Here is a 14,687-nt window from a genome sequence, read left to right as displayed (position 1 = left end):
CTGCATTAGGGTGCATTATGGCTACTTCCTATTGTTCTACCCCCCCCCCGCAAACAATCTGCCAAACGGGCATGAAGGAGCCGGTTTTGTTCCTGTAAATGCTCAATTTGTTTTTGTTGCAACCCAATTAGTTCGTCTTTGTGTCGGAGTTCGGTATGTAATAATTCGTTTTCAGTAGAAGTGACCGGCAAATGGTAGTTTTTCAATTCATCAGGCCTGGTAGCGAGGGCTTTGGCAATTTGCAGGAGTAAGCTGTCGGGGATCGGTTTTTGTAGTGTGCGCGACCAATTAGACTGCGACATGTGGAGGTGCTCGGCAAGGCATTCCTGCGTATAGCCTTTATCTTTACAGTAATGGCGGATATTGTCGTTCAATTGCATGGTGGTATAATCAGTTAGTTAAAAATACTTATTAAAACTACGCTTTGTAACTGTATTATAAAAATATTTTATATTTTGCTTTATGCATTTTATGAGCGCATTAATTCTCTCATAGTTAATTGTTTACCTGTATTTGATGGATGTAAATGTTTAATGGTGAGTGAGTTGGTGCATAAATATGATATATTATTTCATAGTATTTGCATAACAGTTTAAAAGGTAAGTAACTAGGTTTGTTGTGTCTAAATCAATTAACTGAATATTTTTTAACTTAAACAAATTCTGAAACAATGAATAGTCTATTACTCAGAAAGTGCGGAACGCTGCTGATTGTTTGTTCAACAATGCTCATTTCTCCATCTTGCCGGAACGAGTCAGATTTGGCACCTGTACAAAGTATAACCGAGGAGCAAATGGTGTTGCTTGTAGAAAAGGTCGCCACAAGTTCAGCTTATAAAGCCCTTTTCTCTGAAATGGCGAACATGAGCGAATTAGTGAAACAAAAGCAGCTTGTTGTTAACCAAGTTAATGTCGTAGACTTTGAGAATAGATTGGCTTCTAGTCGTACTGTAAGAGAACTTGAAGCCAATCTGGGAGAAAAGTTCAGCAAGCCGAGCTTAGTAATAGGAGCAACTGAAAAACTCAATGTACTTCTTAAACGCTTAGATGCCGAAACTCGCTTTTCCACTCTTTCTACAGAAAAACGTAAAGAGTTAATGAAAAGAGTATCTGAACACTCTGCATCAAAAGTGGCATTTACTCAGGCTTTCAAAGCAAATGCAGCTCAAGCACGCGTGCATGATTGTGGTGGTGATTGTAATACGGTCTATTACCATACATTAGAGTATGCTGGATATGCTGCTATTGCAGGTACTATTGTATCCTATGGTGCTGGACTTCTCGGTGGGCCTGCCGGCATGGCCGCTGGGGCTTTAGGAATAGCTGGTGTTGCTGCTGCATATCTTATAGCTGAAGACGCTGCACTAACTACATTAGGAGATTGCTTTAGTGCTTGCCCAGATTAATTTTGAGATCGGAGATTTAATGATATTTTTGTTTGAGAAACAGATCACTATGAAAAGCTCAAAAGTTCAAATGTTGTCAAGGTTCCTGATGGTAACAGGCTTATCGTTATCATTTTCTTGTATGCTTTATATCCTAATCAGCTCACTTTACAGACTTCGGTTTTCAGACTCTGTTTTTTGGTTCTTAGGTGGAGCTATTTTGATGTTCATATTTATGGCATTGATTTTACGCTTCTTTATACTCAAAGATGAGTTTAATAATACCAACCAGCCTCCAGTGAAAAGAATATTGGTGTTAACTTACACTGCCATAGCTTTATTGGGTATTAGCTTTATTTACGGTAGGTGGCGATTGCACAGTATTCCTGAGGGAGAACGGGCTTATAAAGAATTTCAAGCAAGTCAGTCTAAAGCTTTAAAACCTTAGATTTGACACTAACTCTGAAAAATTAGTATTGTAAAAAAGCAGGGGGCTGGTTTTCACACCAGCCCCCTGCTTTTTGCGGTTTGTTTTACGATAAACCACAAACCAAAAACAACAAACCTAAAAACAATAAACCTATTCCCGATCATGGCCGCCGGGGCCGCGCATGATGCCGCGCTCCGACGTACGAATGAAGTTCAAGACCTCGTCGCGGGCGTCGGAAGCGGGTAGTTCCAGCTCAATGCGGGTGAGCGCTTCGGCATTGTTAAGGCCGCGCAGGTACAGGTATCGGTAAATTTCCTGAATGTCGTTGATCTGCTCGTTGGTAAAGCCCCGCCGACGCAAACCGATGGAGTTGATGCCCGTGTACGACAGCGGTTCGCGGGCTGCCTTGGTAAACGGCGGCACATCTTTCCGCACCAGCGACCCGCCCGAAATCATGGCGTGTGCGCCGATGCGCGTAAACTGCAATACCGAGCTCGACCCGCCAATAATGGCCCAGTCGCCCATGTATACGTGACCGGCCATCTGCACATTGTTCGTCATAATGCAGTTGTTGCCAATACGGCAGTCGTGTGCCACGTGGGCATAGGCCATAATCAGGCAGTTGCTGCCAATTTCGGTCTTGTAGTGTTCTTCGGTACCGCGGCTGATGGTGGCATACTCCCGGATGGTGGTATTATCGCCGATGTACGTGAGGGTATATTCGCCCTTAAACTTCAGATCCTGTGGGATAGAGGAGATAACCGCACCGGGGTAGATACGGCAGTTTTTACCAATACGGGAACCTTCGTTGATGACGGCGTGCGACCCAATCCAGGTGCCCTCGCCGATTTCTACGTCCTTGTGAATGATGGCGAACGGTTCAATTACCACATTTTGGGCAATCTTCGCTTCGGGGTGGACGTAGGCTAATGGTTGAATCATGATAAACAGTTTACTGTTTTCAGAGTACTGTTTCCAGTTTTCAGTAGTGCGTGTAAGGTCGGTACCCGAGATTAAACCAACTGTAAACTGTAAACTATAAACTGTAAACTCATTTCTTTTTGACTAAGCTTGCAATCATATCGGCTTCGCAAACCAGTTGCCCAGCCACATAGCCGCGTCCCTGCATTTTCACAATGCCGCGTTTCATGGGCGACGTAAACTCGCACCGCAAAATGAGCGTATCGCCGGGTACTACGTTGCGCCGGAACCGGCAGTTCTCAATGCCGATCAGGTACGGCCAGTAGTTTTCGGGGTCCGACACGGTGCTCAACACCAAAATTCCGCCGGTTTGGGCCATCGCTTCGAGCTGCATCACGCCGGGCATCACCGGATTGCCGGGGAAGTGACCGGGGAAGAACGGCTCGTTCATCGTCACGTTTTTAATGCCAACCACGCTGTTTTCGTCCAGCGCAATGATTCGGTCGATCAGCTGGAACGGGTACCGGTGGGGGAGCAGCTGCGAGATCCGATTCATATCCATCACGGCCGGCTGCGTGGGGTCGAACTGCGGTACCTGATTCTGGGCGTTTTTGAGCATTAATTTCTTTATCTTCTTGGCAAAGGCCACGTTAGCGGCATGACCCGGACGGGCCGCCAGAATCTGCGCCTTGATCGGACGACCCACCAGGGCCAGATCGCCGATCATGTCAAGCAGCTTGTGCCGGGCCATTTCATTGGGGTAGTGCAGATCCAGATTGTTCAGAATACCGACTTCTCTGTTAACACTCACTTTGGGTTTGTTGAGCAACTGCGCCAGGTGGTCGAGCTCGCCTTCTTCTACCTTACGATCAACAATCACGATAGCGTTGCTGAGGTCACCGCCTTTGATCAGATTTTGTTTGTAAAGGGCCTCCAGCTCGTGCAGAAACACAAACGTACGGCACATGGCAATCTCTTCCGGAAACAGCGTCAGGTCGTTGAGGTAGGCGTGTTGGCTGCTCAAAAACCGTGAGTTGTAATCTACCATCACCGTCAGGCGGTAGTCGTTGAGCGGCAGGGCGGCAATCTCAATGTCTTTATCGTCGTTGCGGTAGTGTACGTACTCGTTGACCTCGAAATAATTACGCGCTGCGTTTTGTTCTTCGATACCGGCGTCGCGCAGGGCCTCTACAAACTTAATCGAGCTGCCATCCATAATCGGTGGCTCGGGGCCATCGAGCTGAATCAGCACGTTGTCGATCTGCAAGCCTACCAAAGCGGCCAACGTGTGCTCAACGGTGTGGATACGGGCTCCACTCTGCTCGATGGTTGTACCCCGCGAGAGGTCTACCACGTTGTCTACGTCGGCATCCACAATAGGTTGGCCGGGTAGGTCGACACGTTGGAACTTGTAGCCGTGATTCGACGGGGCGGGCAAAAAGGTCATAGTTGCCTGTACACCCGTATGCAGGCCCACGCCTGATACCGAAACGGCCTTCTGGATAGTCTGCTGCTTGATATTCATAGAGTAATCGTTCGTGGTTGGTGGTGAGTTTGTCTGTTCTGCCCGGTGAGGCCGTGTCAGATTGCCCAGAGGCAGTTATTGGTCACCAATCCCCTTTTTTTCTAAAGCCGAAATGCGTTTTTCCAGTTGCGGGAGCTGCCGAATGAGCACCTGCGACTTTAAACTTTCTTTGAGATCCTGCGAGGGCGTACCATTGATGGCCTGCCCCGGCTCCTTAATGCTTTTGCCCACCCCCGACTGTGCGCCGATGCGCGTATGGTCGGCAATGCTAATGTGTCCGCCAATGCCTGCCTGCCCGCCAATGGTGCAGTTAGCCCCAATTTTGGTGGAGCCCGAAATGCCGGTTTGGGCCGCAATGACGGTGTTGGCCCCAATTTCTACATTGTGGCCGATCTGAATTAGGTTGTCAAGCTTAGCTCCGCGCCGGATAATTGTTGAGCCCATCGTGGCGCAGTCGATCGTGGTGTTGGCTCCTACGCTTACGTGGTCTTCCAGAATCACGTTGCCCAGTTGCGGAATCGTTTTGTACGTACCGTCGGGCTGTGGGGCAAACCCGAACCCGTCGCTACCGATTACGGCATTGGGGTGCAGGGTGCAATGGCTACCTACCACGCAATTTTCGAGTACCCGTACACCGGGGTGCAGAATGGTGTTATCGCCAATCTGCACGTTGTCGCCGATAAATACGTGCGGGTAAATTTTTACATTGTTGCCAATGCGGCAGTTGCGGCCAATGTACGAAAAGGCCCCCCGGTACACCTGCTCGCCAACGGTGCTGTTGTCGGCCAGATAACTGGGTTGCTCAACGCCCACACGGGCAAACGACATCTGTCGGTGGTACTCTTCGAGCAATCGGGTAAAGGCCGAATAGGAGTTTTCTACAAAAATGAGCGTAGCCGCTACCGGTTTCTTAGGCTCAAACGACCCATCGACAATCACGGCCGAAGCCTGTGTCGTGTACAAGAAGGGCTCGTACTTCAGGTTCGATAAAAAAGAAATGCTACCTGGTTGGCCTTCTTCTATTTTGGCTAACTGGTTGATTGGCAGGGCATCGTTGCCCTGTACTTTGCCATTGATCAGGGCCGCAATTTGCCTGACAGTAAACTCCATACAAGATTGGTAGCGCTAAATAGAGACCCGCGAACGGGCGATTTTTCGGGCGCTAAGGTAGCCAACAAATAGGACTATTCGGTTATTTGTCCGATTATTTCAATAAATTACCCGGAACGCCATAGTCCAGCCCCAAAGGGGTGTCATTTTACAGGGCAACTTCGGCAACGGGCAGGCTTATATTTCGGGCCCAGCAGATATAATGCCGCCGAACAATGTGCGTTAACGCCTTGATATTTGGTAGGTCCGACGCGTCGGCAATATCAATTACCTGACCTGACTTCAGCTTGATGTTTATTTTGTCGCCCGAGGGCAAATAAGCCGCATTAGTTGCTTGTCCCTCTACCAGAAAATAGGACATTTCGTCGTCGGTAATACCGCGCTGCCGCAGTTGCGTTTCTATTTCGCCCACCAAAGCGGCATCAAATGGTTCGGTGGCGTGAATAATCTTGTACAAATGCCGGTTGAGAAGCATCTGACAAATGCTCGACAGTACCCGGTCTGGGTGTTTACTCCAGAGCTTGATGCAGGCCCACACGTCGAAATCGTCCAGCTCGGTAAAGGCTTTCAGGTACCGGGGTTCCGTTCTGAACTCCACAATACTGATGTCGTTTTCCAGAAAAAGCCGAAACGCCGGCGACGCAAATAGGGTATCGGCCCCGTACTGATGTACGAGAAACCGCGCCCGGCGCAACACCTGAACCAGCATCGACTCCACGCAGATCGACGTTTTGTGCAGGTACACCTGCCAGTACATAATCCGGCGGGAGTTCAGGAAGTTTTCGATGCTCAGAATGCCCTTGGCTTCTACCGCCAGCTGATCGTCGACTAAGTCGAGCATTTTGATGATCCGGTCGGCCCCGATAGTTCCCTCGGCGACACCCGTATAAAAACTGTCGCGGTTGAGGTAATCCATCCGGTCCATGTCGAGCTGACTCGAAACCAGCTGGTGAAAAAACGGCCGTTCGTAGGTGCCCTCAAACATCCGAATGGCAGTTGACAGCCGCCCGCCGAACTGCCGGTTGAGGTCGTGCATGAGCAGGAGCGAAACCTCTTCGTGGGGTACATCCTGCAAAAAACAGGACTCCAGCACGTGCGAAAAAGGCCCGTGTCCCACGTCGTGCAGCAGAATGGCAATTTGGGCGGCCTCACATTCCTCGTCGCTGATGGCGTGTCCCTTGCCCCGCAGCGTCTGAATCGCCTGTCCCATCAGGTGCATTGCCCCGAGAGCGTGATGGAACCGCGTGTGCAGGGCACCGGGGTACACATACTCCGACATGCCGAGCTGCTTAATGCGTCGAAGCCGTTGGAAATACGGATGTTCGACCAGGTCGTAAAGCAGTTCGGAGGGGATGGTAATGAACCCGTAAACGGGGTCGTTCAGGATTTTCTTTTTGTTGATGGAGGACAAGGCGAGCAGCGACTGGTTTGTATCAAAGATAACAGAATCCGGGCAGAATGTTTTGGGGCTCGTTCGCTCGAACGGGGGCTGTACCTCTTGCAAACCGGTCTTTATCGTTGTATATTTGCCATACAGAAAGGCTACGCTTTCTCTGTATGGGCTTGTAACTCAGTCGGTTAGAGTGCCTGACTCATAATCAGTAAGTCCCAGGTTCGAGTCCTGGCTGGCCCACAACCTTACTTATTCGCCCTAATTGACCTAAACAAAAAAACATTGTTTATCAGTCAGTTAGGGCGATTTTCGTATCTAAACGTATCGAAATAAGTATGAAGTAATACAGGAAAACCGTCCGCAAACCCGTCCGTAAATCTTGCTCGTTCGTGTTTGAACTATTTTATTTGCTCTTGCTCAAACCAACCAAGTGCCGGAATTATGACGACGACCTCAAACCAAGTCAAATTTGTACTTGACCGTCCGCAGTCGGACGCGCCCACGTTTATCATTCTCCTTTACCGTTTCAACAATACCCGGCTCAAGCACTCAACGGGTAAGAAGGTACACCCCGACCAATGGGATATAACCCGGCAACGGGCCAAAACAAACCAGCCAACTAAGAAGGAGCGTCAGCCCTTCGTTGACCTAAACACCATTCTGGATAACTACGGGGTGGAAGTGGTCAAACTGGCTAACTCGTTCGCGCTATCAAAAACCCCGCTGACACCGGAGAACTTTAAAACACACCTCAACGAACGGCTGAAACCCAAACAGGTAAAGGCAGTAAAACCCAAACTGACGTTTGTAGAATTTGTAGAGGAGTTCGCCAATGGTTGCGAATCTGGCAAGAACCTGACAGCCCAAAACCGACGCTACAGCAACTACACAATCAAAGACTATCGGAAAACGGGTAAGGTCATTGAGCGATACCAAAAACGGCACCCCGAACGGCTCGGCTTCGATGCCTTTACCCTACCGTTCTACGAACGTTTTAAGAAGTACCTCACCACGGAGGGCTACAGCCTGAACACGATAGGTTCAACGATCAAGAATATTAAAATCCTGCTCAAACAGGCATACCGGGCCGGGTATCATGCGAACATGATTTTTCGGCACGAAGATTTTAAGAAGTGCTCGGAGGAGGTTGATAACGTGTATCTCGATGAGGAGGAACTACAACGGCTTTATGATCTTGACCTCAGCAAGAGCCAGAAGTTAGACCGGGTTCGTGATTTGTTTCTGATTGGTTGCTACACGGGCTTACGTTTCTCAGACTTTACGCAGTTGACACCCGAAAACGTGACGTTTGGGGGCCAAATACTTAACGTGGTGACACGAAAGACGGGGCAACGGGTTTGCATACCATTAAACCCGAAAGTGTCTGTTATTCTCCATAAATACGCCTATCGGCTACCTCGCACGATCAGCAACCAGAAGTTTAACGAGTACCTAAAGGAGTTGGCAAAGTTGGCCGAAATTGCGGAGCCTGTACAGCGGAGCCGAACAGAGGGCGGGGTCAAGATTACGCGCAATGCGGAAAAGTGGGAGGTTGTAACGACGCACACAGCCCGACGCTCGTTTGCTACCAATGCCTACCGCGCTGGCATTCCTACCATTGATATTATGCGGCTGACGGGGCACAAAACAGAGACCTCGTTTATGAGGTACATAAAAATCACGGCAGAGGAAACGGCTATTAAGTTGCTCAACCATCCTCACTTTCGGCAATCAGCAATCCGAATCGCCTAAACACACCTCGCCCCGTCCCGATCTGGCCGGGGCTTGTCTCTTTTCCTCATTTTACAACTGGCTCGGAAATGAAATTTCTGCACCTAAACGCATGGTTGAGTAACCTACACCAATGTCTTAGAATTGATACAAATATTCATTCGGAAAATGAGTATGATGATTATGTGAAACGCACCAAACGGTATATAGAAGATACGGTTTGGGGCTTGCTGATTTCTCATGTAATCCCATCGGATGAATTGTTTGAACTGTTCAGACAGGAAATTGAGGAGAACGTTACGACTGACCACCGGGCCGACAAATACGCGGAACTGCTGAGAATAAAATCAGACGAATTGAGGAGGGATTTAACCCGCTTTGTTTCGATTGCTGGCCTATTGCTCGACGTGCCGACACAACTACTTTACCAGAAATGTGCTGACGTACCTTTTTGGGCGTATGACGATGCCGACAGGGGAGAGAGTTACACCACAGTGGATTACGTTTGTTGCGCTGTTTCGGCTTGTCTCCAAACCCTCACCGTGATAGATGACTATTTGAGTGTTTACGGATCACAACCCACAACCCCGCAACAGGAGCCACCACAACCGGAGCCACCACAACCGGAGCCGGGGGTAAAACTTCGTTGGAATGCAAACAAAAGGGTTCTATATGACTTGTTTGCTCAACTGACATTGACAAATACCTATTCAGGCAAACCGCTAATTGACAACTCGTTGAAAGATATTGCTCTATTTCTCGCTCAGAGTATAGAGGGGTTTCCAAAGGCCTCAACAATTGAAAGAGAGTTAGAAAAAATGAGAGAAATAGAAGGTATTGAGAAGGTCAAACGGGGGCGTATTGACCTGAATATTTATAGAGAGTAACCATCTCCATTTTGTTACGGGAAATATTACACCCGTAAAACTCTACCACTTCACCCCCGCCAAATTTGAGCTGTAATCAAACCCCATTACGGCCATGTACGGCACAGTCACACAAATTCAAGTCACCCCCGACCAGCTCACGGAACTGGTACTGGGGGCCGTTCGCTCGGAGTTAGCGAACTACACCCCACCAGCCCCAGCGCACCCCGATCTACCGGAATACCTGACGCGCAAGGAAACGGCCAAACTGTTACGTATTGCGCTGGTAACACTCCACGAATGGACAAAGGCGGGTACGTTGCAATCATTCAACATGAACGGCCGAATCCGTTACCGTCGAGACGACGTGGTAAACCTCATTGCTCAAGTTGACACCCTCAAATACAAACAGAAATGAGCAACAACCAGAGCCCAGCACAAGGTTTACCACCGATTCCACCAATACCCCCGATTCCGCCTTTGCCTATTCCTACGGTGTGCCTGCCGTTATCGTCACGGCCTGATGAACACGGCTTGAGCGACTACGGTATCTTGTTCTATGCCATTGATGAGCTACATTTTGATTTACAGCTTGAGCAAGAACAAGGCTACGGGGATAAGGAATATTGGAAGGCAATAGAGCCAATAATTGACCGACTAAGGGCCAAACTCACAGAGTACGCCAAACCAGCCATTAAAGGCAAACCGTTACCGTGTATGGGTTTAGGTTATTTGACCGACGGGCACGGCCTGAGTGAGTGTAAGGTTGTTTTTGATGCCTTGGCAACCTATAAATTCGAGTTGCAGAACCAAGAAAATTGCTCGGCTTCTGCTGACTCTGACTATTTCAGATGTGCCTTTAGTTGGGTTGATTCGATGTTGCACGACCTTACGGAGGGGCTTATTCGTGTTATTGGAGAAGTGAGCCAAACCAATACCCAACCTGCCCAAGTAAACACCGTTGCCCGTGCTGAATCAGAGGAGTATCTTGATACCCTGGTCAATGATGGAAGTGAGGAGTTTCTTGATGCCCTCAACGCTGGCAATGCGGAGTTTCTTGATGCCCTCGGCTTCAACGAAAATCAGAAGGGAGGGCCGGAGCAATGATTTATCTACCCGCTTCGCACCTTATCACGTTTGCGCTCGATGCCGACAAAGGCCGTTACACCGTAGTTACCTGCTCACCCGGTTTTACCCGCGTCCCCCGTGAGGTTATCGTAGAAGATAGGCGGTTTAACGACGATATAAACGCCAACCTCATACTACGGGGACCAAACACCACCAAGAAGGAAAACGGGCGCAAAATCACCTTCTTTACCGGGCTACAGGAAACGAAATATAAAGGGGTTTACCTCGGCAATGTGATGACCTACGGCCGGGCGGGTGAACGAATCCGTAACGGGGTTATCGTGCGATTCTCCGACGATGCCGGGCGGCTCACCCTCCGCTACTTTCCGGCCTACTACCCCTACCCCGATGGCCGGGCCGCGTTTGTGGCAGAGGTTGTAGGCCGGGGCTTGATCTGACACTACTCACCACACCCGGCATAGGTACGGCCGCGCTCGATCACCGGGCCGTTTGTCCCTATGCCGGGCCTTTTTCATTCTGCCATGTTTGACGGTATCAAGATACTCGATGTGTCGGTGAGTGCTCACGCCCTGCTCATGCACCACAACCTGACGTTTGGGGGTAAAGTCGATTTGCAGACCGGGGCCGTGCTCGATCACACCCAGCGGGCCAATGACCGGGGGCTAACATTCAAAATCATTCCTACGAACCGGAGCCGGAGCGGAGCCGACAAATACCGGGCCACGTATGGCCGCGTTGAGCTGGCGGGGAGCCTGCACCGCTACGGCCGGGGCGGTCTGCACAATGCCGACGATTTTACGGCCGACGATGTAAGGCGGGTTGTTGAGGAGTTGGTGAGCACCTACGGCATAAACGCCCAAACCTCAACGCTCAACAACTTGGAGTTTGGCGTAAACCTCAGACTACCCTACCCGGTTAAAGACCTGCTACGGGCCTTAATTTGTTACAAGGGGGTTCCGTTCGCTCGATACACCGATAACGGGTTTGAGTACTATCAGGCCGCGTTTTCTCAGTATGCCGTGAAGGTCTACAACAAAGGCGAACAGTACGGTTTAGGGGCGAACCTGCTACGGTTTGAGGTGAAGGTTTTAAAGATGCAACACCTACACGGCCGGGGTATCAAATTGGGTACGCTGGCCGACCTGCTCAACACCGACCTTTACCCGGCATTGGGGCGGCTACTGGCAGAGGTGTTTACGGGCATTTTGTTTGATGAGCCGGGCGTGAGCGTTGACGATGTGCCCACCCGTCACCGTGAGCTACTGCTACAGGGACGAAACCCGCGTTACTGGCAGTTGCCCAACGACCTAAAAGGGAAAGAGTACGACCGGGTACGGAAACGGCTCAGACGGGAGGAGGAGCAATTTAGGAAACTGTTAGCCGATCGCAGGCCGGGCAATGAATGGCAGAGCGAAACGGCCGAGCTACTGATTCAGAAATGGGAGGAGTTGACCCGCCCGACGTGTCCGAAATTTACAGACTTGTCAGACCGTGGAACACTTACCCAACCGGGCGTAAATTGTCCGAAATTTACCGACTTGTCAGAAGGGTGTGAAAGGGGCAGTTTGTCCGAAATTTACCCTTTATATGTAGGGGCAATTTCGGACAAAGTGGGTTCACGGGAGGGGGCCAAACCGGGGAGCCGTGGAACACTCCCAAACCCGCGCCCAACGGCTACAATGTTACGGGCGTGTCCTGCCTTGTTGGAGGAGGTCGAACGGGGCCGCAGATGTTACCGTAAAGGCTCGAAAGAGGAGCGTGCAGAACGGGCGGCTCACCTACTCCGCAACGACCAGAGCAACCCACGAAACAACCTCAAACGCTCGATTAACAAGATTTACAGACAGCCTACTTTGTTCGATGTGGCTGATACGTTGCGGCTCGACCCTCGGCAACAGTCAGTATTAGGGGACAATAACGGTAACGGGTAAGGGCCGGGCAACAAAAAAGGCCGGGGGAACCACCCGGCCGGAGAGCCGGAGGAACCACCCGCCCGACTCTGCTCAAACCAGATACCGGAATAGTATCTGACACGGCAAACTTACTTAATTCGGGTGTTTCGGTTGTTTCCGTTGTAAAAAAGAAACTTTGCCGTTTGCTAATAAAAATATTCCTGTTTCGTCCGTAACTGCTCTAAACCGTCCGTAAACCCGTCCGCAATACAAAATTGTGAATAGTAAATAGTTGAATTACAGAGAATTATATCCAAAAGTGGGGGTCCTGGTTGGCCCACAAACCCCCATTTGCCGTTGGCAGGTGGGGGTTTGTTTTTTTAAGGCATCCGTCGTAAATCGCTGGGCATCACGCACAGGCCGACGCCCACCTGGGCCCGGCCTCAACCTAATCGACAAACGAAAAATGACCCTCAAAACTATTGATACCGGCTTCTTCAAACTCGACGGGGGAGCCATGTTCGGTGTTGTGCCGAAACCCCTCTGGAATAAACTCAACCCGGCCGATGCTCAAAACCGCTGTACCTGGGCCATGCGCTGCCTGCTCGTGGAGACAACCGATACCGACGGACGCCCTCGGCTTGTGCTGGTTGATACGGGTCTGGGCGATAAGCAGGACGACAAATTCTTCGGGCACTATGAGCCCCACCACGGCGACGGCCCCGATAAGGCCGAGCTGATTGCTTCCATTCGGCGGGCGAGCTATTCGGAAGCTGATATTACGGATGTATTGCTCACGCACCTGCACTTCGACCATGTGGGCGGGGCCATTCGGCGCGTGGCCGATCGCCTGGAGCCTACATTCGGCAACGCTACTTACTGGACCCACAGCGCCCATTGGCATTGGGCCACGCACCCCAACCCGCGTGAGAAAGCGTCGTTTCTGAAAGAGAATATTCTGCCGCTGGAAGAAAGCGGGCAGCTTCGGTTTCTGGATGAAGGCGGGCTGCCTTTATCCGGTATGGATCTGGTATATGTAGATGGACATACCGAGAAGATGGCCCTGCCGAAGCTTACCGTAGGGAACCAAACGGTGTTGTATTGCGCCGACCTGATTCCGTCGGCGGGGCACGTGCCCTTGCCTTATGTGATGAGTTATGATGTGCGGCCCCTGCTCACAATGGACGAAAAAGCGCGGGTGCTTACCCAGGCCGCGGCCGAAAACTGGGTACTGATGTTTGAACACGACCCCGTAACGGAAGCCGCTACCGTGGAGAAGACCGAAAAAGGGGTTCGGGTTAAAGATAAAGGCCCGCTCTCAGCGTTTATAGGGTGAGCAACCGGGCTTGTGTAAAAGCCTGGGCTCAACAAACCACTCACGTACGATTCGTTTATGGAGATAGGTCTGGTTTTGTCGGGTGGGGGAGCCCGTGGTATCGCCCATCTGGGTGTTATGAAAGCCCTCAATGAACAGGGGATTACCATTAGTCGGATTGCCGGCACCAGTGCGGGGTCTATTGCCGGAGCGTTGTTTGCCAACGGCTACACTCCCGAGGAGAGCCTTAAAATTGTCGAGTCATCGTCGTTTACGAAGTATCTGCGGCCCGCCTGGAACCGAATGGGCTTGCTCCGGATTGACACCGCCATTGATCTCTACCGGCAGTATTTACCGCACGACCGGTTTGAGCGTTTACAAATTCCGTTGCACGTAGCGGCCGTTGATCTGAATGAGGGTGATTTGGACGTGTTTGAGTCGGGTGAACTGATCCGGCCGGTACTGGCGTCCTGCTGTTTGCCGGGCATTTTTGAGCCGATGCTGATTAACAAGCGGCAGTACGTAGACGGTGGTGTGCTGAATAACCTGCCGGTTGAACTGATCGAAAACAAGGTCGACATTGTGCTGGGTTCGCACTGCAACCCGTTTGGGCTGACTAAGCCAATTACATCCATGCGTGGGGTGATTGAGCGGAGCCTGATTCTGGCGGTGCAGAGCAAAACAAAAGAACGATTTGCGAAGTGTAATGTCTTGATTGAGCCGCCCGAGTTAGCTAATTACGGCTTGTCGGATATAAAACGAGCCCGCGAATTGTTCCGAATTGGCTATCAGCATACCAAAGGAATGGCCCGCCAGATTGAGAAACAGATGCAGGCTTTGGCCTAACGAAAAACCCAGCTCACCGGCTGGGTTTTTTGTTGGGGTACCTGAGGTCGAAGTAAACGTCCGAAGTGGGACTACTTACTCAATCCTGTATGAAGGGTTGTTCATTGTGGGAAAAGTACAATCATGATGCGATTTTGAGAGATTTCTGTTGCCTTTTATGACCTATAAGAATGAGTAATTTTACT

General features: G+C 50.4%; 15 protein-coding genes and 1 tRNA gene. 11 read left to right on the top strand and 5 right to left on the bottom strand.

The features are described 5' to 3' along the window. Window positions 1-5 precede the first annotated feature (5 nt). On the bottom strand, window positions 6-380 hold the full coding sequence (locus tag F5984_RS11660) for a helix-turn-helix domain-containing protein (RefSeq protein WP_152124407.1): 375 nt from the start codon (window positions 378-380) through the stop codon (window positions 6-8). Window positions 381-670: 290 nt separating this feature from the next. Between F5984_RS11660 and F5984_RS11655 the strand changes: the two genes are divergently transcribed. Continuing rightward, on the top strand, window positions 671-1,405 hold the full coding sequence (locus tag F5984_RS11655) for a hypothetical protein (RefSeq protein ID WP_152124406.1): 735 nt from the start codon (window positions 671-673) through the stop codon (window positions 1,403-1,405). Window positions 1,406-1,526: 121 nt separating this feature from the next. Beyond that, complete coding sequence (locus F5984_RS11650; RefSeq protein WP_152124405.1) at window positions 1,527-1,832, top strand: hypothetical protein; 306 nt, start codon at window positions 1,527-1,529, stop codon at window positions 1,830-1,832. Between the two features lie 132 nt (window positions 1,833-1,964). Here F5984_RS11650 and lpxA read toward each other — a convergent pair whose 3' ends face one another. From lpxA to F5984_RS11630, 4 genes are all read right to left on the bottom strand, one after another. Next, complete coding sequence (lpxA, locus tag F5984_RS11645) at window positions 1,965-2,756, bottom strand: acyl-ACP--UDP-N-acetylglucosamine O-acyltransferase (RefSeq protein ID WP_152124404.1); 792 nt, start codon at window positions 2,754-2,756, stop codon at window positions 1,965-1,967. 109 nt (window positions 2,757-2,865) lie between these two features. Beyond that, window positions 2,866-4,260 carry a bifunctional UDP-3-O-[3-hydroxymyristoyl] N-acetylglucosamine deacetylase/3-hydroxyacyl-ACP dehydratase gene (locus tag F5984_RS11640; protein ID WP_152124403.1) on the bottom strand — a complete coding sequence of 465 codons (1,395 nt, stop codon included), beginning with the start codon at window positions 4,258-4,260 and terminating at the stop codon, window positions 2,866-2,868. Window positions 4,261-4,335: 75 nt separating this feature from the next. Further along, a complete protein-coding gene (gene lpxD / locus F5984_RS11635; RefSeq protein WP_152124402.1) occupies window positions 4,336-5,370 on the bottom strand; it encodes a UDP-3-O-(3-hydroxymyristoyl)glucosamine N-acyltransferase in 1,035 nt (344 codons plus the stop codon). 148 nt (window positions 5,371-5,518) lie between these two features. Continuing rightward, on the bottom strand, window positions 5,519-6,781 hold the full coding sequence (locus tag F5984_RS11630) for an HD domain-containing protein (protein ID WP_152124401.1): 1,263 nt from the start codon (window positions 6,779-6,781) through the stop codon (window positions 5,519-5,521). Between the two features lie 148 nt (window positions 6,782-6,929). Here F5984_RS11630 and F5984_RS11625 point away from each other — a divergent pair. The 9 genes from F5984_RS11625 (at window position 6,930) to F5984_RS11585 (ending at window position 14,502) form a co-directional block, all read left to right on the top strand. Further along, window positions 6,930-7,003 (top strand) — tRNA-Ile (locus F5984_RS11625). Between the two features lie 201 nt (window positions 7,004-7,204). After that, window positions 7,205-8,515 (top strand): site-specific integrase, encoded by a 1,311-nt coding sequence (locus tag F5984_RS11620; protein ID WP_246168928.1) that lies wholly within the window; start codon window positions 7,205-7,207, stop codon window positions 8,513-8,515. A gap of 68 nt (window positions 8,516-8,583) precedes the next feature. After that, complete coding sequence (locus F5984_RS11615; protein ID WP_152124400.1) at window positions 8,584-9,381, top strand: hypothetical protein; 798 nt, start codon at window positions 8,584-8,586, stop codon at window positions 9,379-9,381. A 94-nt stretch (window positions 9,382-9,475) separates the two neighbouring features. After that, on the top strand, window positions 9,476-9,778 hold the full coding sequence (locus tag F5984_RS11610; protein WP_152124399.1) for a helix-turn-helix domain-containing protein: 303 nt from the start codon (window positions 9,476-9,478) through the stop codon (window positions 9,776-9,778). Continuing rightward, entirely contained in the window at window positions 9,775-10,467 is a 693-nt protein-coding gene (locus F5984_RS11605) for a hypothetical protein (protein ID WP_152124398.1), read from the top strand. The genes F5984_RS11610 and F5984_RS11605 overlap by 4 nt, the downstream gene beginning before the upstream one ends. Then, window positions 10,464-10,886 carry a hypothetical protein gene (locus F5984_RS11600; protein ID WP_152124397.1) on the top strand — a complete coding sequence of 141 codons (423 nt, stop codon included), beginning with the start codon at window positions 10,464-10,466 and terminating at the stop codon, window positions 10,884-10,886. The genes F5984_RS11605 and F5984_RS11600 overlap by 4 nt, the downstream gene beginning before the upstream one ends. An 84-nt stretch (window positions 10,887-10,970) precedes the next feature. Beyond that, on the top strand, window positions 10,971-12,380 hold the full coding sequence (locus F5984_RS11595; RefSeq protein WP_152124396.1) for a hypothetical protein: 1,410 nt from the start codon (window positions 10,971-10,973) through the stop codon (window positions 12,378-12,380). A gap of 427 nt (window positions 12,381-12,807) precedes the next feature. Next, window positions 12,808-13,677, top strand: coding sequence for an MBL fold metallo-hydrolase (locus F5984_RS11590; RefSeq protein WP_152124395.1), 870 nt, complete (start codon window positions 12,808-12,810; stop codon window positions 13,675-13,677). 57 nt (window positions 13,678-13,734) lie between these two features. After that, the gene (locus F5984_RS11585; protein ID WP_152124394.1) at window positions 13,735-14,502 is read left to right on the top strand and encodes a patatin-like phospholipase family protein; all 768 of its coding nucleotides are present in this window, start codon (window positions 13,735-13,737) and stop codon (window positions 14,500-14,502) included. Window positions 14,503-14,687: the final 185 nt, after the last annotated feature.

Source organism: Rudanella paleaurantiibacter (genome assembly GCF_009184635.1).
GTDB classification, from domain to species: Bacteria; Bacteroidota; Bacteroidia; order Cytophagales; family Spirosomataceae; genus Rudanella; species Rudanella paleaurantiibacter.
The sequence above is the reverse complement of the archived record's forward strand: the minus strand, read 5'-3'. Positions and strand labels throughout refer to the sequence as shown.